Genomic DNA, 18,932 nt, shown 5'->3' with positions numbered 1-18,932 from the left:
CGTAGCATTTGCCGATGGTGTCATTATAATGACGCCTGTTCATGCCTGCGCTGATTGGCAAACCCGTTGTAATCAGGAAATTTCATGGAAAATCAACCCAAGTTGAATAGCAGCAAAGAAGTCATCGCCTTTCTGGCCGAGCGTTTCCCAAAATGCTTTAGCGCCGAAGGCGAAGCACGCCCCCTTAAGATCGGCATCTTTCAGGATTTAGTCGACCGCGTGCAGGGCGAAATGAGCCTGAGTAAAACTCAGCTTCGCTCTGCGCTGCGTTTGTACACGTCCAGCTGGCGCTATCTGTACGGCATTAAAGCCGGTGCGATTCGCGTCGATCTGGATGGTGCCGACTGTGGCGTTCTCGAAGAGCAGCACGTTGAACATGCGCGTAAGCAACTCGAAGAAGCCAAAGCACGCGTTCAGGCTCAGCGCGAAAAGCAGCAGGCCAAAAAACGCGAAGCTGGCGAAGAGAGCGCACCACGTCGTCCTCGTAAACCAGCCCGTAAACCTTCTGCCGAAGGTGAGCAGCCACGTCAGGTTCGCAGCAAACCGCAGCGTAGCACCGAGCGCGCGCCTTCCGCAGAGCGTCAGCCAGCACAAACCAAACCCGTTACCGATACCGCAGCGCTGCAAGTCGGCCAGAACATCAAAGTCACCGCGGGCAAAAGTGCGATGGACGCAACCATTCTTGAAATTACCAAAGATGGCGTCCGGGTACAGTTGGCTTCCGGCCTGGCAATGATAGTACGCGCAGAACACTTGCAGTTCTGATACGGAGGCCAATCAGGGCATGAACAATTTTTTCAGAACCACCGTTATTGCAGGTCTGCTGCTGGCAGGGAACGTTTTCGCCGCCGATAATATTACGCGTGCCGATCAAATTCCTCAGCTTCACCAGGAACCACAGCATGCGACAGTGAGTGAACGCGTTACTTCGCGTTTTACCCGCTCGCATTATCGTCAGTTCGATCTTGATAAAGATTTTTCGGTCAAGATTTTTGCGCGCTATCTTAATCTGCTGGACTACAGCCATAACCTGCTGCTGACCTCAGATATCGACCAGTACGCCAGCAAAAAAACGACGTTAAGCGATGAGCTAAAGTCAGGAAAGCTGGATGTATTTTATGATTTATACAATCTGGCGCAGAAACGCCGGTTTGAGCGCTATCAGTACGCGTTATCGGTGCTGGATAAGCCAATGAATTTCACCGGTAACGATACGATTGATATCGACCGGAGCAAATCACCGTGGCCGAAAACCACGGCAGAGCTGAATCAGCTGTGGGATGCCAAAGTCAAATATGACGAGCTGAGCCTGAAGCTGACCGGCAAAGAAGAGAAAGAGATCCGCGAAGTGCTGACCAAGCGCTATCAGTTTGCTATCCGTCGTCTGGCGCAGAGCAACAGCGAAGATGTCTTCCAGCTGGCGATGACCGCGTTCGCGCACGAAATCGACCCGCATACCAACTACCTCTCTCCTCGCAACACCGAGCAGTTCAATACTGAAATGAGCCTCTCTCTGGAAGGTATTGGTGCGGTGCTGCAGATGGATGATGACTATACGGTCATTAACTCAATGGTGGCGGGCGGCCCGGCAGCCAAGAGCAAATCGATCACCGTGGGCGATCGTATTGTCGGCGTCGGTCAGCCAGGTAAGCCAGTAGTGGATGTGATCGGCTGGCGTCTTGATGACGTTGTGGCCCAGATCAAAGGACCGAAGGGCAGTAAGGTGCGCCTGGAAGTGTTGCCAGCCGGAAAGGGGACTAAAACCCGTTTTGTCACGCTGACGCGTGAGAAAATCCGCCTGGAAGATCGCGCGGTGAAAATGTCCGTTCATAACGTTGGCAGCAAAAAAGTTGGCGTGCTGGACATTCCCGGCTTCTATGTTGGCCTGACAGATGATGTGAAGGTACAGCTGCAGAAATTGCAGAAGCAAAATGTCGACAGCGTGGTCATTGACCTGAGAACCAACGGCGGCGGCGCACTTACCGAGGCGGTTTCCCTCTCTGGCCTGTTTATCCCAAGCGGCCCGGTGGTTCAGGTTCGTGATAACAATGGCAAAGTGCGCGAAGACAGCGACAACGATGGCATTGTCTATTACAAAGGCCCGCTGGTGGTGCTGGTTGACCGCTTCAGTGCCTCAGCTTCCGAGATCTTTGCCGCTGCGATGCAGGATTATGGCCGTGCGCTGATTGTCGGTGAGCCGACCTTTGGTAAAGGCACTGTTCAGCAGTATCGTTCACTGAACCGTATCTACGATCAAATGCTGCGTCCAGAATGGCCTGCGCTGGGCTCTGTTCAGTACACCATTCAGAAGTTCTACCGCATTAACGGCGGCAGCACTCAGCGTAAGGGTGTGACGCCCGACCTGCTGATGCCAACCGGCGTGGAAGCGGTAGAGACCGGCGAGAAGTTTGAAGATAACGCGCTGCCGTGGGACAGCATCAATGCGGCCAGTTACACCAAATCGGGCGACCTGGCCTCTCTTGAGCCGCAGTTGATCAAAGAGCATCAGGATCGCATCGCTAAAGATCGCGAGTTCCAGTACATCATTAAAGATATCGCGCGCTTTAACGCGATGAAGGACAAACGCAATATCATCTCTCTGAACCTTGCCGAGCGTGAGAAAGAGAACCATGAAGATGATGCGTTGCGTCTTGAACGGATCAATGCCCGTCTTCAGCAGGAAGGCAAAAAGCCGTTGGCTAAGCTGGATGACCTGCCAAAAGATTATAAAGAGCCCGATCCCTATCTTGATGAAACGGTAAATATTGCTAACGACCTGGCGCAGCTTGCAAAAGCTCAGACGCCGCCAGCGGCAGCAAAATAGACCCGAAGGGCACAGCAGAGTCTGTGCCCTTTTTTTTATTCCTCCCCGGTTTACCATTCCATTCCCGATCCCTGAAATGAGATGAATGTCTCTTACCCCGGATATTCCCGCTTAATTGTGTAAAGTTATGTCTTTTTAGGCACTTAAAGATTAAGAGTGCTTGAAATGTTTTTGCCAGCCCATAGGATAGTTATCCGCTATAAGCGAATTTGTTAACTGAGGAAGAAGAAATTTTATGATGCGTATTGCGCTTTTCCTGCTGACCAACCTTGGCGTAATGTTGGTCTTTGGGCTGATCCTCAGCCTGACAGGGATCCAGTCAAGCAGTGTACAGGGCCTGATGATCATGGCAGGTCTGTTTGGCTTCGGCGGTGCGTTTGTTTCACTGCTGATGTCGAAGTGGATGGCGTTGCGTTCCGTCGGCGGTGAAGTGATTGAACAACCCCGCAATGAGACCGAACGCTGGCTGATGCAGACCATTGGTCAGCAGGCTCAGCAGGCGGGCATTGCGATGCCTCAGGTCGCGATCTACCACGCGCCTGATATCAACGCCTTTGCTACCGGTGCTCGTCGTGATGCGTCGCTGGTGGCGGTTTCCACCGGGCTGCTGCAGAACATGAGCCGTGATGAGGCGGAAGCGGTACTGGCGCACGAGATCAGCCACATCGCAAATGGTGATATGGTGACCATGACCCTGATTCAGGGGATTGTGAACACCTTTGTGATATTTATCTCGCGTATTCTGGCGCAGCTGGCCTCCGGCTTCCTCTCCGGCAACCGTGACGAAGGTGAAGGCAACAACGGTAACCCGATGGTCTACTTCGCCGTGTCGATGGTGCTGGAGCTGGTGTTTGGCATCGTGGCAAGCATCATTACGATGTGGTTCTCACGTCATCGTGAATTCCACGCCGATGCCGGCTCCGCTAAGCTGGTTGGACGTGAGAAAATGATCGCCGCGCTTCAGCGTCTTAAAACCAGCTATGAGCCGCAGGAAGCCAGCACCATGATGGCTTTCTGCATCAACGGCAAGTCGAAATCGCTGAGCGAGCTGTTTATGTCGCATCCTCCTCTGGATAAGCGTATTGAAGCGTTGCGCAGCGGTCAGTATCTGAAGTAATCGTTTTGCTGAATGAAAAAAACCGGGCTATGCCCGGTTTTTTTCATTCAGCAAATTTTCAGGCGCTGGCCCGTGGCTGGGTAATCCGCAGGGCGCTGACCACCGCCGCTAAGCTGGAGAAACTCCCGGCCAGCAGCAGAGAGGCGTGAGTGCCGTGAGCGCCAAACAGATTAAACATCAGTGCAACCAGCGCCGCACCGCTGGTTTGTCCCAGCAGACGAGCGGTACCCAGCATGCCGCTGGCGCCTCCGCTACGGTGACGCGGAGCAGAAGAGATGATGGTGTGGTTGTTAGGCGACTGAAAGAGGCCGAAACCGGCACCGCAGAGCGCCATTCGCCAGATGATATTCAGATCGGAGGGGGAATCAGGCAGCAGGGCGAGTGAAAACAGCCCGGCGGCGAACATCGCCAGCCCAATAGCGCCAAGCAGGCCGGCATGATAGCGATCCGTCAGGCGGCCAGCTATGGGCGCCATCACCATGGTAGCCAGCGGCCACGGCGTGAGCAGCAGGCCGGTGGCGACTTCTCCGCGTTGCAGAACGGTTTGCAGAAAGAAGGGTAGCGACACCATTGCCAGCATCTGGGCGCAGAAAGAGCAGACCGAGGTGCCAATCGACAGCGAAAAAATCGGGATACGCAGCAGATCCACAGGCAGCAAAGGGAAGGGCATCTTTAGCTGACGGCGAATAAACAGGAAGCCGACAATCACCAGCGCCACCAGCTCCCACAGCACCAGCTTACCGCTCTGACCCTGAGCAAAGCCGCTTAAGGCGGAGATCAGCAGGCCAAAGGTCAGCGCATTCATGATGGCGCTGGGCACGTCGAAACGCTGCTCTTTCGCCTTCTGGATGTTGTCAGGCAGGAAACGAAACGCCAGATAAAGGGCTGCCAGGCCTACCGGCACGTTGATCAGAAACAGCCATTTCCACGAGGCCACGGAGAGGACAGCGGCTGCCACGGTTGGACCGGCTGCGGTTGATACCGCCACGATCAGAGAGTTAATGCCCATCCCCCGGCCCAGATAACGCTGGGGATAAATAATCCTGATCAGCGCTGTGTTCACGCTCATCAGGGCTGCGCCCCCAAACCCTTGCAGCACGCGGGCAAAGGTTAACATCTCCAGCGAGCCAGAAAGGGCACAGAGCAGAGAGGTACAGGTGAAGACCACCAGACCTGCCTGGTAAATGCGGCGGTACCCAAGGATATCTCCCAGGAAGGATAACGAGAGCAGGGAGATGATTATCGCCAGCTGGTAGGCATTGACGATCCAGATCGATTCTGCCGGACTCGCCTGCAGCTCTCTGGCGATGGTTGGCAGGGCAACGTTGGCGATAGCGCCGTCAAGTACGGCAACGGTTATGCCCATGGCGATAGCCATGATGGCGCCGTAGCGCTGCGGAACCGGTAATCCATCTGCTGGGGAGGTTGTTGGCATAGGGTTAAATAGTCAGGAGTGTGAATATCATTATGCTAATGATTTTTCATAAAGTATTCCAGGTTGATTCACGGCGAAAACTATCAGCAGATATGTCCAGAGTTAATTTCCCGCCAGCATTGCACCGCCCATCCTGCAAAACGTATACTAGAAATAGTGTTCCATTTTTTATAAAACAAAAATAAGGTCCCGGTAATGGCAACTGGCGAAGTAGATAAGCAACCGGATGCAGTCTCTTCCGTGATGAAAGTTTTTGGTATTCTTCAGGCGCTGGGAGAAGAGCGCGAACATGGTATTACCGAGCTTTCACAGCGGGTAATGATGTCCAAAAGCACGGTGTATCGCTTTCTGCAAACCATGAAAACGTTAGGCTATGTCGATCAGGAGGGTGACTCTGAGAAGTACACGCTGACTCTGAAGCTGTTCGAGCTGGGGGCCAAAGCGCTACAGAATGTCGATCTGATCCGCAGCGCAGATATTCAGATGCGCGAAATTTCCCGCCAGACCAAAGAAACCATCCATCTTGGCGCGCTGGAAGATGACAGCATTGTCTATATTCACAAAATCGACTCCCTCTATAACCTGCGCATGTACTCACGCATCGGGCGCCGCAATCCTCTTTACAGCACGGCCATTGGCAAGGTTTTGCTCGCCTGGCGTGACAGGGCTGAGGTGCAGGATATTATGGCGGGGGTAAACTACACCCGCAGCACGCCGAGAACAGTTGGCAGCACGGAAGAGCTGTTGCCGGTGCTGGATAAAGTCAGATCGCAAGGCTTTGGCGAGGATAATGAAGAGCAGGAAGAGGGGCTGCGTTGTATTGCCGTTCCCGTATTTGACCGTTTTGGCGTGGTGATTGCCGGACTCAGTATCTCTTTTCCTACTATCCGCTTCTCTGAAGAGGAGAAGAGTGGCTACGTCACGTTACTGCATCAGGCGGCGAAAGTGCTCTCCGGGCAGATGGGGTATCACCACTATCCTTTCTGAAAAGGGGGCCAGACTCACTCTGGCCCTGATTTTTAATTATCGACAACCTCAGTGCTTTTCTTCAGCAGCGGACAATCCGTCACGCCTACCACACCGCTATCCGTGTGCAGATACTGGGCTGTAACCATGCCGCGTGCCGTCAGATACTGGCACTGTAACCCTAAACCTGCCACGTTCTTTGTACTTCCCGCCAGCACCCCATAACCCGTTACCAGCAGGGCCAGCCAGACAATCACCAACAGCGCAACAATGCGAACTAAAAATCTCATGTGTTCCCCTTATAATTTATCAGACAGCAATCCTGGCGTTTCCACCTCGCTGCCAGGCTTCATCATAGCAGTAAGGTGTGGGCGAGATCGCAATTTGCTTTGAGGATACACAAAGCGGGTGCTTTCTCCTGCGCGAAGGTTCCTAAATTTATGTGAGCTGGCTATCAATTCGCGGCCGAGCGGGTAGAATCTTCGCAGGTCTGCACGGTCTGCAGTGGAAGTAAGTAGGTTGAGGCATTTATGAACGATTTAACAAATGGCGCGGTGGGTCTGGCATCAATGGGGTTTACGGCAGCGTTGGTCATAGCAGGGCTGATTGCCTGGTTCTTTGTTAACCGCGCCAGCGTCAGGGCCAGCCAGCAGATCCAGCTACTGGAAGCGCTGCTGGAAGAGCAGAAGCGGCAGAACGCGCTGCTGCGTCGTCTCACCGATTCCGTGGCGGGTAAAGAGAAAGCCGCCGCTCAGAGCGAGCCTGACAACAAAGATTTCACCCGTCTGATCCCGGAACGTTAATTTATCTGTTAAGGACGCATGGCAATGGCGTGGCAAAATCCCTGGTACGATCCCGACAAGGCTCATCATACGCCTGAAGGCTTCCGCAATCCTGAACCCGATCTGCGGCAAAGTGGCGACCTCAAACGCTGGCGAAAAGAGCGTAAGGCGGAAGGGCTCCCTTTTCCTCCCGCCCATGGCTACGAGAGCTTTACTGCCCAATGGTGGCAGAAGGCCGATCTCAGCGGTCAGGAGGATGCGGTCTGGTGGCTGGGCCATGCATGCGTATTATTGCGTGTTGACGATCGTTATACGCTTATCGATCCTGCCCTGTCGAAGCGTGCCTCGCCGTTGCGTTTTTATGGTCCGCTACGCAAGACACCTTCCGCCTTAAAGATTGAGGATTTGCCCTCCCTGAGCTCGGTGTTGATTTCGCATAACCACTATGATCATCTGGACAAGCCCACCATCAAAGCTATCCTCAGGCGCTTTCCTGAGGTTGAATTTGTTGTGCCGCTGGGGCTGGAATCCTGGTTTCGTAAGGCGGGGGCTAAAAACGTTACCCAGCTTGACTGGTGGGAAAGCACCAGCCTTGATGCCATGACGATTCATGCGGTTCCTGCCAGGCACTGGAGCATGAGAAGCCCCTACGATCGAAATCGTTCGCTCTGGTGTGGCTGGGTGGTCAAAGTGAAGGCGCTGAACTTTTGGTTTACGGGCGACAGCGGCTATACGGAAAATTTACTGGAGATCCCTCGCCGGCTGGGTCCCTTTAATCTGGCTGCCTTACCCGTAGGCGCTTATGCACCGAAATGGTTCATGCGCGGGCAGCATATGGATCCTGAACAGGCTGTCTCTCTGCATCAGGCGCTGGATAAACCGATCAGCATACCCATCCATTGGGGTGTGTTTGAGCTGGCGGATGAATCACTGGATGCGCCGCCAGATATCCTGTCGCAATCTATGCAGGCTGCAGGATTAGATGAAAGTCGATTCCGCGCCTGGAAAATAGGCGCAAAACAGCGGTTAATTAATATCATCCAGGATAATTCCTAAAGTGGTTAATTTAGCAGCGTTTGAAATGAGAGCTGGGTCTAATAAAAGCGCCACTTTTCTCAGGGCCGGAGATAATTAGATAACGCTTATGCCATTTATTGGGGCAGGCAGAAAATAATTTCCTGATTTTGGTGCAATTTAAATTACTTTCGATACCACGTACAACTTTAGCACCAAAAGTGCCTGGCTGAGTTTTACTGTAAGCCAAACTTTTTAATGATCTTTTTCGATTACTAATGCCATAATTGTGCAATATATGCGGCATATACTTCGCAATATGAAAAGATGGGGAATAGACTAAAGCCTGCTGCAGCGCTATCATGTTCCCCTTGTTTTGAGGAGAGAAGAGGCTGGGCTGACCGGCTTTCAAGGTTAACGTTTCAGTAATCCCTGCATAAGGTGCAATATGTGCCTGACACGTTTCAAATGTGTGCGACATCTCTATCACTGTTTAAAAATGACTTGCCATTAATAAACGAATATGTGATAACGCATTTGGGTAAAACGAGGTACAGTTCTGTTTATGCATGGCATCTTCAGTAAAGAAGTTCTGAGTAAAGACGTTGACGTTGAATACCGCTTCCTTGCCGAGCCTTAATATCGTGCCTCATGCAGTAATGTCTCTGGTTTTTCTGTACGTAAAGCCCACGGGCGAATAAACACTCTAAGGAATTTGCAAAATGGCAAAGATTAAAGGTCAGGTTAAGTGGTTCAACGAGTCTAAAGGTTTTGGTTTCATTACTCCTGCAGACGGCAGCAAAGATGTATTCGTACACTTCTCTGCAATCCAGGGCAATGGCTTCAAAACACTGGCTGAAGGCCAGAACGTTGAGTTCGAAATTCAGGACGGCCAGAAAGGCCCTGCTGCTGTGAACGTCACCGCTATCTAATTTTCGATCTGAGCCTGCTATTGCCCGCGTGGCGTGTAATCCAGGCAAGAATCTGAATGCTAAAGCCCTGCCAGAAATGGCAGGGCTTTTTCTGTTCCGGGCGTAATAAGGTCTGCCGCTTAACCTGGCTTTCCGGTAAACTGCCGCCCGGATCGTTTTTGGAGAGTTGTTATGTCTTACCTTTGCCCCCTTTGTCATCAGCCCCTGTTACAGGAAGCGTCGGTCTGGCGCTGCGAAAACAGGCATCAGTTTGACCGGGCAAAAGAGGGCTATGTGAATCTTCTTCCGGTGCAGCACAAGCGCTCAAAACTGCCCGGTGACAGCGCAGATATGATGCTGGCACGGCGTGAGTTTCTGGACGCCGGGCACTATTTGCCGCTGCAGCAAAAGGTGTGTGAGATCCTGCAACGCGTGCTGCCCACAACGGCTACAGCGGTACTGGATATAGGTTGCGGAGAAGGCTATTACACGCATGCCGTAGCTGAGACTTTGCAGAGCAGGGGAGAATCGGAGGTTCATGGGCTGGACGTGTCGAAAGTGGCGGTACGCTTTGGCGCCAAACGCTACCGCAACGTCCACTTCTGCGTGGCATCAAGTCACCGGCTGCCTTTTGCCGCGGCTCAGTTTGATGCCGTATTACGGATCTATGCGCCGTGCAAAGCAGAAGAGCTGCAGAGGGTAGTGAAAGAGCGGGGCTATGTGCTTACCGTGACGCCAGGTCCGCGGCATCTGATTCAGTTCAAGGCGCTTATCTACCAGGAAGTGAAACTGCATGATGAGACGCCAGAGACTATGCCGGGCTTTGAGCTGGTGGAGCAACATTCGCTCAATTATCCCATGCAGCTCAATAGCGAAGAGTCGGCTGCTCTGCTGCAGATGACTCCGTTTGCCTGGCGAGCCCGTCCGGAAGTGTGGGGTGTGCTGGCTACCAGCAGCCAGTTCGATTGTGAAACGGACTTTACGTTACGCCTCTGGCAGCGCAGCCCGGAGCAGGAGGCTACTGCTGCTGCACCATAAACTGGTAGATAGTTTCCAGATCGTCCAGTTTTCTCACGTGGATTAAGAGACGACGTGATTCAAGTTCAATCACCAGAATGCCATCTTCAGAGAGATTCATCGTTTTGATGCGGCTGTAGTCAATAAAGATGTTGGCATACCAGAAACCCTGAGGTTTAAAAAGCAGCTTGGGCAGACGGATCCAGAAGAGATAAACAGAGAGAAAAGCGAGCACCATCAGCAGGGTGGTGGTCACTCTGGGCCCCTGATTAACAATATTTTGATAGATCAGGATGGACACCAGACCCACAAAAATAAGGCTGTCCAGTTTATTGCTGCGCTGCAGGAAGACCTTTAACAGGGTTGGGCCTTTCAGCCGCGTCATAATCAGCTCATCATAAATGGCATAAGCCAGGAACAGCAGAATAAACAGAATGATGAGGTAATCGGTGAGGGACATCTCTACTTCTCCTGAAAAAACAGCCGGCATCGTTAAGCGAGGCCGGCTGGTTTCTGAAAAACCGGGGTAGCCCCCGGTTAATAATGCTTACAGACCTAACAGGCCAATCCAGTAGCCAAAGATCCCAATCACGAAGAACCCAATAATAATCCACAGGGCGTTAACCTTGCGGCGCAGCAGCCACATACAGCCGAAGGTGAGCAGCAGCGGGATTAAACCGGGCATTAACTGATCCAGGATAGACTGAACGGTGGTCACGGTAGTTTTGCCGGTCTGGTCGGTGATTCTCGAGACCACCAGCGGCACATTGACGTGCGTCCACTTGTTAACCAGCGCCCCCATCACAAAGAGGCCAAGAATGGACGCCCCCTCGGTCAGTTTTTGCAGGAACCCGCCGCCCATATCGCTGACGATATCGACCCCTTTACGGTAGCCATAAGCCACACCGTAATAGCGCACCAGTAAACGTACCAGGTTGAAGAGCACGAAGAACAGCAGCGGCCCCAGCAGACTGCCGCTCATGGCAATACCGGCACCCAGTGCAGCGAAGACGGGACGAACCGTACCCCAGAAAATAGGGTCACCCACGCCAGCCAGCGGACCCATCAGGCCCACCTTGATGCCGTTGATGGCCGCATCGTCAATCGGTGCGCCGTTTGCACGCTGCTCTTCCATCGCCATTGTCACGCCCAGTACCGGGGCGGCAACATAAGGATGGGTGTTAAAGAACTCGAGGTGGCGCTTGATCGCCTGTTTGCGCTCGTCGTTGTTTTCAGGATAAAGGCGACGGATTACCGGCACCATTGAGTAGCAAAAGCCCAGCGCCTGCATACGTTCGAAGTTCCACGAACCCTGGAACAGATTTGAGCGCATAAAGACGCCACGCACGTCACCCGGCGTCAGTTTTTTCTGTACGGCGGTGGTCGCTGTGGTGGTAGCTGTAGTGGTATCAACCATTTTTATCACCCTTTCCCTAATCTAATTCGTTATCAAGGTCGTTGGTCGCCGGGCCAGAAGCCTGTGCGCCCGCTACGCGGTTATATTTTGGTGCGAGCTGGATATAGAGCACCGCCATCACCACACCAATCACGCCTAACGCCACCAGGTTGAAATTGGTAAAGGCCGCCGTAACGAAACCGAGATAGAAGAAAGGCATCAGATAGCCTGCACGCATCATGTTGATAACCATTGCGTAACCAACTACCACGATCATGCCGCCAGCAATGTTCAGACCATTGGTCACCACATCCGGGATAGATTCAAGCAGGCCCTGCACAACGCTGGTCCCCACGGAAACGGCAACGATGACCGCTGGAATCGCAATACGCATCGCCTGAAGCACCAGAGCAGAGACGTGGATCCAGGAGATGGCTGTGAGATTACCTTTTTCAGCTGCCTTATCTGCCGCATGCTGGAAAGCAACGGTAATGGTACGAACGATAATGGTCAGAACCTGACCTGCGGCCGCCAGCGGAATTGCCAGCGCAATACCGGCACCCACGCTTTGCCCACCGGCAATAACCAGAATGGTGGAAATAATAGAGGCGAGGGCGGCATCAGGGGCAACAGCGGCACCAATGTTCATCCAGCCAAGCGCAATCATCTCCAGCGTACCCCCGATAATAATACCGGTTTTCATGTCGCCCAGAACGGCGCCAATTAAGGTACAGGCCACCAGCGGACGGTGGAACTGAAACTCATCAAGAATAGATCCCATACCTGCAATACAGGCAATGATAAAAATGAGCACAATCTGAAGAGTGGTAATCTCCATTGTACTTCTCCTCTGACATACGTGAACGGAGTTAAACCTGACGGGGCAGGCAATAAACAAGCAAAACTTACTGTGCTATTTTGGCGATCAGATCCATCATTTTCAGACGCTGGTCGCTGGAGACTTTACGCACTTCCAGTTCAATTCCGCGCTCGTTCAGTTTTTTGAAGGCGATAATATCCTTCTCATCCACCGAAACGGCATTGTTGACCTGTGTTTTACCCTGACGGAACGCCATGCCGCCAATATTAACGCTGGGAATTTTTACGCCTGCTTCCACTAACCTTTCCACATCGGTTGGGTTGGTGAAAAGAAGCATTACTCGCTCTCCGGCATATTTTGGGTTATTCCAGACGCGGATCATTTTGGCGACATCCACCACATGAGCGGTCACGCCAGGAGGAGCAACCTGGGTAAGGAGCGTTTTACGAACGTGATCGGCAGCCACTTCATCACTGACAACGATAATGCGCGTGACGTTGGTCTCTTTGGTCCAGCGCGTGGCGACCTGTCCATGGATCAAGCGGTCATCAATCCTTGCCAGCGCGATCTTCATATAGTCATTTGGGCCCATCGCTTTAGCGGCAACGGGGGCGGCTTTAGGTGCTGCAACAGCGGGAGCAGCCTGTGGAGCGGGTTCAGGTTCCTTCGCCTTTAATGCCTTAACGCCTTCACGACCGGTTTCAACGGCCATGGCAACCAGCTCGTCAAAGCTCGGGTCGTCATCACGCGCCATCAGCGTTTCGACCAGCATCGGGATATTGACGCCAGCGATAACTTCATGGTTTTCTTTATCGACAACGATACGGCTGGCGGCATTAAACGGGCTGCCTCCCCAGGTATCCACCAGGAAAAGTACCCCTTTGCTGGTATCTAAATCGGCCAGTCGCGCCTGATATTTCTCAATCAGCGTTTCTGCATTCTCACCGGGCACAAACTCTATCCACCCAACGTTTTGCTGATCGCCAAGGAGCATTTCAGCTGTCTTTAAAAGCTGCTCCGCAGCCCAGCCGTGCGTGCCGATCATAATAGCAATAGTCACTTGCTACTCTCCTTATCCAATGTTCTGCGGCCCGACAAAAGTCAGATCCGCGCGAGAACCCCCACCAGCTCTTTTCCCCGGCGTGGAGTGAACGTACTGTTATTCTGATAAGTCTTGATGCTTAACGACTAAAAAAAGTTACTGCTGTTCCAAGCCGAGATTTATTTTAGTACGCGAAAAAATAAATTATGTGACCGTGCTCAGTAATTTAGACGCTCGTCACGCACACAGGCGCTATCGTACAAAAGAGCAGCATGTACAGAGGCTGTTATGTGTAAATGTAATTAAATATTTTGACGAGATGTCGGTGGCTGTTTACAGTAGGGATCCTTATTTAACACAGGAGTAACGGGCCTCAGCCCTCCCTATGGACTGTCACCGACGTCGCTTAATCATGCCACCGGGTCATCCGGCTTTTTCTCTCTCTTCTTCTGAAGAACATACTGCTTCCCCCTCTGATCTCTGCCGCTCAGCGTCTTTCCGCACGCCTGCTGCGCTTTCGTCCTTTTTTCGGAGTCTGTCATGGAATTTCTCTTAGACCCCTCAATCTGGGCCGGACTGCTGACGCTGATCGTGCTCGAAATTGTTCTGGGTATTGATAACCTGGTCTTTATCGCCATTCTTGCGGATAAACTGCCGCCGAAACAGCGAGACAAAGCGAGACTGATTGGCCTGTCGCTGGCGATGATCATGCGACTCGGCCTGCTGTCGCTGATCTCCTGGATGGTAACGTTAACCCGCCCGTTGTTCAGTGTAGGTGAGTTCAGCTTCTCCGGGCGCGATTTAATCCTGCTTATCGGAGGATTGTTCCTGCTGTTCAAGGCCACGATGGAGCTGCATGAACGGCTCGAAAATCGTGAGCATGAAGGCGAGGGCAATAAAGGGTACGCCAGTTTCTGGGCCGTAGTTGTGCAGATCGTTATCCTTGATGCCGTCTTCTCGCTGGATGCGGTGATCACTGCCGTGGGCATGGTAAATAACCTGGCCATAATGATGACCGCAGTGGTGATTGCCATGGGCGTTATGCTGCTGGCCTCTAAACCGCTGACTAATTTTGTCAATGCGCATCCAACGGTAGTGGTGCTCTGTCTGAGCTTCCTGCTGATGATTGGTCTGAGCCTGGTTGCTGAAGGCTTTGGGTTCCACATTCCTAAAGGGTATCTCTACGCGGCGATTGGTTTCTCAATACTGATAGAACTGTTCAACCAGATTGCACGGGTGAACTTTATGCGTCATCAGGCCAGAAAGCCGATGCGTGAGCGCACCGCTGAAGCTATTCTGCGGCTGATGGGCGGCCGTCGGGAGATGAGCAGCAGTGAAGGCAGCGAAGTGGCTGCGATCATGCCGCAGGAGGCGTTTAAGGATGAGGAGCGCTACATGATTAACGGCGTGCTGACGCTGGCTTCACGATCGGTGCGCAGTATCATGACGCCGCGTGGTGACATCTCCTGGGTGGACGCCCTGCGTCCTGTGGATGAGGTGCGGACTCAGCTACTCGATACGCCGCACAGCCTCTTCCCGGTCTGCCGCGGAGAGCTGGATGAGATTATTGGTGTGGTGCGTGCGAAAGATCTGTTAGTGGCGCTGGATCAGGGTATTGACGTTGCTACGTTTGCCGCCACCACGCCACCAATCATCGTGCCGGACTCCCTTGACCCGATTAATCTGCTTGGCGTCCTGCGCCGGGCGAAAGGGAGTTTCGTGGTGGTGACCAGTGAGTTCGGTGTGGTGCAGGGGCTGATAACGCCGCTGGACGTGCTGGAAGCGATTGCAGGGGAATTCCCTGACGAAGATGAAACGCCAGATATCATCGCCGATGGCGAGGGCTGGCTGGTGAAAGGCGGTACGGATCTCCACTCGCTGCAGCAGCTGCTTGATACCCAGGTTCTGGTTAACCCGGAAGACGATCACGCTTCGCTTGCTGGCCTGCTGATTGCGCAGAAAGGGCAACTGCCGCTGCCGGGTGAAATCATTGAGCTGCCGCCGGTCAGCTTCCAGATAATAGAAGCCACGGACTATCGTGTTGATCTGGTTCGCGTGACGCGTGCGCGGGAACGGCATGAGGAAGACGAAGAAGAGTAACAGTGAGCGGGGGAAAGGATTCCCCCCTTCAGGCAGGGACCTGGTCAGTCAGCGACAGTTTATGATCGCTCAACCAGCTTTCGAAATCCCCCAGCGGCATGGGGCGCGCATAGTAATAACCCTGTAAAACATCCACGCCTCTCTCTCTCAGATAAGCCGCCTGTTCCGCTGTTTCCACCCCCTCAGCTACCAGACTGATATTCAGCCGCTGTGCCAGCGAAATCACCATATCTGTTACCGTCGCGTTGATCGCATCGGTGCCAATGGCGGCGGTGAAAACTTTATCGATTTTTAGCACGTCCGGGCTCAGCGTTTTCAGATAGGAGAGCGAACTGTGCCCGGTACCAAAATCATCAATGGCCAGCTTAACGCCAATCTCATGCAGATGAGAGACCACGCGCTGATCCACTTCCGGCAGGGAATCCCGCTCGGTCAGCTCTACAATCAGCTGAGGCACCGGATTGGCTGGCCACCAGAGCTGCTGAAGGTCATCAATAATTTCGCGATCGTGAAAGTGACTGGCCGCCACGTTTATCGCAATGTGAAACGACGGGCAGGCTGGCATTTGCGGTAAATGCCGCACCATCTCTCGCAGTACAAAGCGGGTGAGGGGGGCGATCAGGTTTTGCCTCTCTGCCAGCGGAATAAACACATCTGGCGGGATCCAGCCCTGACGCGGATTATGCCAGCGCAGCAGCAGCTCAATACCATCACAGTCGCCGGTTTTAGCATTGATCAGCGGCTGGCAGTAAACCATAAATTCGCGTGCGGTAATGCCGTAGCTGATCTGCCAGGAGAGGCTCATCCGGTTCGCCGTTGCCAGCCAGACGGTATAGCCTATCAACAGGCTCAGCAGCAACGCCAGCGGCAGCTGTGAGGGCAAGGTGGAGAGCGCCAGCCGGGCGGGGGCAGGCCCAAACAGGGTTATGGTGAACGGGTAACGCAAAGAGGCTTTTTCATAGCTCACTTCATCCTCGGAAGGCAGAGCCTTCTCTATCATCGGATTGCCATACTCAAGACTCTTTCCGGCCACGTTGAAAATGGCGCGTTCAACCCAGGGCAAAGTGGGTTCCAGCAGATAATTACTCATCATCTCGATATTAATAATCTGCAGGATCCCTGAGTGGTTTTGGTTATCGTGCGGCGTCCAGAGTAACAGAATGGGCGATCCTTTCAGCAGATGCTCATCGGTACTCAACATCATGCGCTGGTTATTTACTGCCAGTTCCGGGAAGAATTCACTGAACACCATATTACTGGCCCCATAGATGCTGGAGCAGTACATATTGTCATTATCGACCAGAATGATGGAGCGAACGGTCTGTAAGGTTGCCAGCTTCTCAATCAGCGGAAAGCGCACCTGGTCGCAGGGCAAGCCTACCAGCCCCAGCGTGTTGCTGGCAGCCACATCAAGTGGGGAGAACAGGCGATCAAAACGCTGAATAGCGTTCTCAGCAAACGTATGCGACTGCTGCTCAATCCGGTTTTTTTCTTCCATATAGCGGAAGGCTAATGTGAGGATGAGCACCAACGCGGCAACCACCGCAGCGATAAACAATCGCTTGCGGCGAAACTGTCCTAAAACTTCCGGGGACATTTGCATCAGTAACCACCCTTAGATCAAGACGCACACACAGAGACCGAACAGGAGTTATCGGCAAAAGAGAGATTAAGTTTAGTCTTACTGAAGAGAAAAGCGGAATTAATCAAAACAGTCACTTATCCTGCTTTATCCGCTACAGCACTCTAGCTGTTTCCAGAGAATGGGGATAGCCAGCCAACCAATTTTTTTAGCGGAACCGGTAAAAACGCCGCCACAAGGGCGGCGCAAGCGCTCAGCGGCGCGTCGGCCCGAAAGAATCAGTCACACTGCACTTTGATGGCAAGACCGCCGCGTGAGGTTTCACGATATTTTGCATTCATATCCTTGCCCGTTTCATACATGGTTTCAATTACCTTATCTAATGAAACACGGGCTTCACTGGTACGACGCATCGCCATTCGGGCAGAGTTGATCGCTTTTACGGAGGCAATGGCGTTACGTTCAATACAGGGAACCTGTACCTGACCCGCCACCGGATCGCAGGTCAGCCCGAGATTATGTTCCATGCCTATCTCAGCCGCCACGCAAACCTGCTCGGGACTGGCACCCAGAAGCTCAGCCAGACCGGCAGCAGCCATTGAACAGGCCACGCCCACTTCTCCCTGACATCCCACTTCCGCGCCCGAAATCGAGGCGTTCATCTTGTAGAGGATCCCTACGGCGCCGCAAGCCAGGAAGTAACGAATAAAGATATCGGGGCTGACCGATTCGATAAAGTGGTCGTAGTAGGCCAGCACAGCGGGCACGATGCCGCAGGCACCGTTAGTGGGGGCGGTGACCACGCGTCCACCGGCCGCATTCTCTTCATTAACCGCCAGGGCAAACATATTGACCCAGTCGATGACGTTCATCGGGTCGCTGGAGAGCTTGTCGGAAGAGACCAACAGACGGCGTAGCGCAGAAGCACGGCGAGGAACGCGTAATGGGCCAGGCAATACGCCTTCGGTATTCAGCCCGCGGTCGATACAGTCCCGCATGCTTTGCCAGACGTCGCCAAAATAGCGTTCAATCTCCGCACGGCTATGCAACGCCAGCTCATTCTTCATGATCAGGCCGGACAAGGAGAGCCCGGTTTCATGGCAATGAGCCAGCATCTCTTTGGCAGAATTAAACGGGTAGGGTACGGTCACTTCATTCAGCGCCGTCTGCCCGAAGTGCTCCTCATCAACGATAAAGCCTCCGCCGACGGAGTAGTAAGTTTTGCTGTAAATCAGCGTTTCACCGGCAAAGGCGTGGATCCGCATACCGTTTTCATGCAGCGAAAGGTTATCGCTGCGGAAAACCATGCCGCCTTCACGTGGGAAATCGACTTCCTGTTGGCCATTGGCCAGCAACAGACGCTGACGCTCCTCAACATCACGAATAAATGCCGGGATGCCATCAATATCCACGCTTTCCGGCGAGGCGCCGGAGAGGCCCATAATAATAGCGATATCAGTGTGGTGGCCCTTACCGGTTAACGAGAGCGAGCCATACACGTCAACGGCGATGCGCGTTACGCTCTCCAGCTTGCCGTTATCCAGCAGATCGTCGACAAACTGTTTGCCGGCTTTCATGGGACCTACCGTATGCGAGCTGGAAGGGCCAATGCCAATTTTGAACATGTCAAAAACGCTAATCACACTCTGTTCCTTTACTGAGCCACTTGGGCTTGCCTGACTTTACCGCTGTCATAGTAACCCTCTCTCAGAGAGGATCGCATGAAATTATCTCATCACTGTAAGACAAGAATGTTATGGCTGTGAGGCCGATCCCTGACGGTTTATCCGCTGACTGAACCAAATCCAGTCACGGCAAACGGCTTAAAACGCAACGTCAGAGAGTTCATGTTGCCATGGGGGTGCAATATATACGAAGAGGCGCAATTATGAAGTGATTTGATAAGCATATTTGCTGAAAAAATGG

18 protein-coding genes and 1 pseudogene are annotated in these 18,932 nt (G+C 53.0%); 10 read left to right on the top strand and 9 right to left on the bottom strand.

Annotated features, from left to right (window positions below; genetic code table 11):
• Positions 1–84 precede the first annotated feature (84 nt).
• The 3 genes from proQ to htpX all read left to right on the top strand — a co-directional run bounded on the left by proQ (position 85) and on the right by htpX (position 3,941).
• Positions 85–765, top strand: coding sequence for an RNA chaperone ProQ (gene proQ, locus Q3V30_RS11610; RefSeq protein ID WP_306205781.1), 681 nt, complete (start codon positions 85–87; stop codon positions 763–765).
• 19 nt (positions 766–784) lie between these two features.
• Positions 785–2,824, top strand: coding sequence for a carboxy terminal-processing peptidase (gene prc / locus Q3V30_RS11605; protein ID WP_306205779.1), 2,040 nt, complete (start codon positions 785–787; stop codon positions 2,822–2,824).
• A 235-nt stretch (positions 2,825–3,059) separates the two neighbouring features.
• Complete coding sequence (gene htpX / locus Q3V30_RS11600; RefSeq protein WP_306205776.1) at positions 3,060–3,941, top strand: protease HtpX; 882 nt, start codon at positions 3,060–3,062, stop codon at positions 3,939–3,941.
• Between the two features lie 58 nt (positions 3,942–3,999).
• Here htpX and Q3V30_RS11595 read toward each other — a convergent pair whose 3' ends face one another.
• On the bottom strand, positions 4,000–5,376 hold the full coding sequence (locus tag Q3V30_RS11595) for an MFS transporter (protein ID WP_306205774.1): 1,377 nt from the start codon (positions 5,374–5,376) through the stop codon (positions 4,000–4,002).
• A gap of 195 nt (positions 5,377–5,571) precedes the next feature.
• On the opposite strand from Q3V30_RS11595, the gene kdgR reads away from it, so the two are divergent.
• Positions 5,572–6,363 carry a DNA-binding transcriptional regulator KdgR gene (kdgR, locus tag Q3V30_RS11590; RefSeq protein WP_306205772.1) on the top strand — a complete coding sequence of 264 codons (792 nt, stop codon included), beginning with the start codon at positions 5,572–5,574 and terminating at the stop codon, positions 6,361–6,363.
• A gap of 32 nt (positions 6,364–6,395) precedes the next feature.
• Here the strand turns inward: kdgR and Q3V30_RS11585 are convergent, their stop codons facing one another.
• Positions 6,396–6,632 (bottom strand): YobH family protein, encoded by a 237-nt coding sequence (locus Q3V30_RS11585; protein ID WP_306205770.1) that lies wholly within the window; start codon positions 6,630–6,632, stop codon positions 6,396–6,398.
• 240 nt (positions 6,633–6,872) lie between these two features.
• On the opposite strand from Q3V30_RS11585, the gene Q3V30_RS11580 reads away from it, so the two are divergent.
• Together Q3V30_RS11580 and Q3V30_RS11575 are read left to right on the top strand one after the other, a co-directional pair.
• Positions 6,873–7,145 (top strand): YebO family protein, encoded by a 273-nt coding sequence (locus Q3V30_RS11580; protein ID WP_306205768.1) that lies wholly within the window; start codon positions 6,873–6,875, stop codon positions 7,143–7,145.
• Between the two features lie 24 nt (positions 7,146–7,169).
• Positions 7,170–8,180, top strand: a complete 1,011-nt coding sequence (locus Q3V30_RS11575; RefSeq protein ID WP_306205766.1) for an MBL fold metallo-hydrolase — start codon at positions 7,170–7,172, stop codon at positions 8,178–8,180.
• A gap of 10 nt (positions 8,181–8,190) precedes the next feature.
• Here the strand turns inward: Q3V30_RS11575 and Q3V30_RS11570 are convergent, their stop codons facing one another.
• Positions 8,191–8,619 carry a hypothetical protein gene (locus tag Q3V30_RS11570; RefSeq protein ID WP_306205765.1) on the bottom strand — a complete coding sequence of 143 codons (429 nt, stop codon included), beginning with the start codon at positions 8,617–8,619 and terminating at the stop codon, positions 8,191–8,193.
• An 84-nt stretch (positions 8,620–8,703) separates the two neighbouring features.
• On the opposite strand from Q3V30_RS11570, the pseudogene Q3V30_RS11565 reads away from it, so the two are divergent.
• The 3 genes and pseudogenes from Q3V30_RS11565 to rlmA form a co-directional block, all read left to right on the top strand.
• Positions 8,704–8,775: pseudogene (locus Q3V30_RS11565) on the top strand (DUF2627 domain-containing protein); the annotation flags it as partial.
• A gap of 85 nt (positions 8,776–8,860) precedes the next feature.
• Positions 8,861–9,070, top strand: a complete 210-nt coding sequence (gene cspE, locus Q3V30_RS11560) for a transcription antiterminator/RNA stability regulator CspE (protein WP_001062678.1) — start codon at positions 8,861–8,863, stop codon at positions 9,068–9,070.
• A 171-nt stretch (positions 9,071–9,241) separates the two neighbouring features.
• The gene (gene rlmA, locus Q3V30_RS11555) at positions 9,242–10,087 is read left to right on the top strand and encodes a 23S rRNA (guanine(745)-N(1))-methyltransferase (RefSeq protein ID WP_306205763.1); all 846 of its coding nucleotides are present in this window, start codon (positions 9,242–9,244) and stop codon (positions 10,085–10,087) included.
• Here rlmA and Q3V30_RS11550 read toward each other — a convergent pair.
• The 4 genes from Q3V30_RS11550 to manX all read right to left on the bottom strand — a co-directional run bounded on the left by Q3V30_RS11550 (position 10,068) and on the right by manX (position 13,342).
• A complete protein-coding gene (locus Q3V30_RS11550; RefSeq protein ID WP_306205761.1) occupies positions 10,068–10,526 on the bottom strand; it encodes a DUF986 family protein in 459 nt (152 codons plus the stop codon). The two genes, rlmA and Q3V30_RS11550, sit on opposite strands and share 20 nt — an antisense overlap.
• Positions 10,527–10,613: 87 nt before the next feature.
• A complete protein-coding gene (locus tag Q3V30_RS11545; RefSeq protein WP_306205759.1) occupies positions 10,614–11,483 on the bottom strand; it encodes a PTS mannose transporter subunit IID in 870 nt (289 codons plus the stop codon).
• Between the two features lie 16 nt (positions 11,484–11,499).
• On the bottom strand, positions 11,500–12,300 hold the full coding sequence (locus tag Q3V30_RS11540; RefSeq protein ID WP_306205757.1) for a PTS mannose/fructose/sorbose transporter subunit IIC: 801 nt from the start codon (positions 12,298–12,300) through the stop codon (positions 11,500–11,502).
• Between the two features lie 67 nt (positions 12,301–12,367).
• Positions 12,368–13,342, bottom strand: a complete 975-nt coding sequence (gene manX / locus Q3V30_RS11535) for a PTS mannose transporter subunit IIAB (RefSeq protein WP_306205755.1) — start codon at positions 13,340–13,342, stop codon at positions 12,368–12,370.
• A gap of 522 nt (positions 13,343–13,864) precedes the next feature.
• Here manX and Q3V30_RS11530 point away from each other — a divergent pair.
• Positions 13,865–15,424, top strand: a complete 1,560-nt coding sequence (locus Q3V30_RS11530; RefSeq protein WP_306205753.1) for a TerC family protein — start codon at positions 13,865–13,867, stop codon at positions 15,422–15,424.
• Between the two features lie 28 nt (positions 15,425–15,452).
• Here the strand turns inward: Q3V30_RS11530 and Q3V30_RS11525 are convergent, their stop codons facing one another.
• A complete protein-coding gene (locus tag Q3V30_RS11525) occupies positions 15,453–17,027 on the bottom strand; it encodes an EAL domain-containing protein (protein ID WP_306205751.1) in 1,575 nt (524 codons plus the stop codon).
• A 257-nt stretch (positions 17,028–17,284) separates the two neighbouring features.
• The gene (gene sdaA / locus Q3V30_RS11520; RefSeq protein WP_306205750.1) at positions 17,285–18,649 is read right to left on the bottom strand and encodes an L-serine ammonia-lyase; all 1,365 of its coding nucleotides are present in this window, start codon (positions 18,647–18,649) and stop codon (positions 17,285–17,287) included.
• Positions 18,650–18,932: the final 283 nt, after the last annotated feature.

This window comes from Erwinia pyri, from assembly GCF_030758455.1.
In the GTDB taxonomy this organism is placed as follows: Bacteria; Pseudomonadota; Gammaproteobacteria; order Enterobacterales; family Enterobacteriaceae; genus Erwinia; species Erwinia pyri.
The sequence above is the reverse complement of the archived record's forward strand: the minus strand, read 5'-3'. Positions and strand labels throughout refer to the sequence as shown.

What these genes read in the sequence shown, in the direction of transcription:
- proQ (WP_306205781.1), top strand. Translation starts at nt 85, where the DNA reads ATGGAAAATCAACCCAAGTTGAATAGCAGCAAAGAAGTCATCGCCTTT.
- prc (WP_306205779.1), top strand. Translation starts at nt 785, where the DNA reads ATGAACAATTTTTTCAGAACCACCGTTATTGCAGGTCTGCTGCTGGCA.
- htpX (WP_306205776.1), top strand. Translation starts at nt 3,060, where the DNA reads ATGATGCGTATTGCGCTTTTCCTGCTGACCAACCTTGGCGTAATGTTG.
- Q3V30_RS11595 (WP_306205774.1), bottom strand. Translation starts at nt 5,376, where the DNA reads ATGCCAACAACCTCCCCAGCAGATGGATTACCGGTTCCGCAGCGCTAC.
- kdgR (WP_306205772.1), top strand. Translation starts at nt 5,572, where the DNA reads ATGGCAACTGGCGAAGTAGATAAGCAACCGGATGCAGTCTCTTCCGTG.
- Q3V30_RS11585 (WP_306205770.1), bottom strand. Translation starts at nt 6,632, where the DNA reads ATGAGATTTTTAGTTCGCATTGTTGCGCTGTTGGTGATTGTCTGGCTG.
- Q3V30_RS11580 (WP_306205768.1), top strand. Translation starts at nt 6,873, where the DNA reads ATGAACGATTTAACAAATGGCGCGGTGGGTCTGGCATCAATGGGGTTT.
- Q3V30_RS11575 (WP_306205766.1), top strand. Translation starts at nt 7,170, where the DNA reads ATGGCGTGGCAAAATCCCTGGTACGATCCCGACAAGGCTCATCATACG.
- Q3V30_RS11570 (WP_306205765.1), bottom strand. Translation starts at nt 8,619, where the DNA reads ATGTCGCACACATTTGAAACGTGTCAGGCACATATTGCACCTTATGCA.
- cspE (WP_001062678.1), top strand. Translation starts at nt 8,861, where the DNA reads ATGGCAAAGATTAAAGGTCAGGTTAAGTGGTTCAACGAGTCTAAAGGT.
- rlmA (WP_306205763.1), top strand. Translation starts at nt 9,242, where the DNA reads ATGTCTTACCTTTGCCCCCTTTGTCATCAGCCCCTGTTACAGGAAGCG.
- Q3V30_RS11550 (WP_306205761.1), bottom strand. Translation starts at nt 10,526, where the DNA reads ATGTCCCTCACCGATTACCTCATCATTCTGTTTATTCTGCTGTTCCTG.
- Q3V30_RS11545 (WP_306205759.1), bottom strand. Translation starts at nt 11,483, where the DNA reads ATGGTTGATACCACTACAGCTACCACCACAGCGACCACCGCCGTACAG.
- Q3V30_RS11540 (WP_306205757.1), bottom strand. Translation starts at nt 12,300, where the DNA reads ATGGAGATTACCACTCTTCAGATTGTGCTCATTTTTATCATTGCCTGT.
- Q3V30_RS11530 (WP_306205753.1), top strand. Translation starts at nt 13,865, where the DNA reads ATGGAATTTCTCTTAGACCCCTCAATCTGGGCCGGACTGCTGACGCTG.
- Q3V30_RS11525 (WP_306205751.1), bottom strand. Translation starts at nt 17,027, where the DNA reads ATGCAAATGTCCCCGGAAGTTTTAGGACAGTTTCGCCGCAAGCGATTG.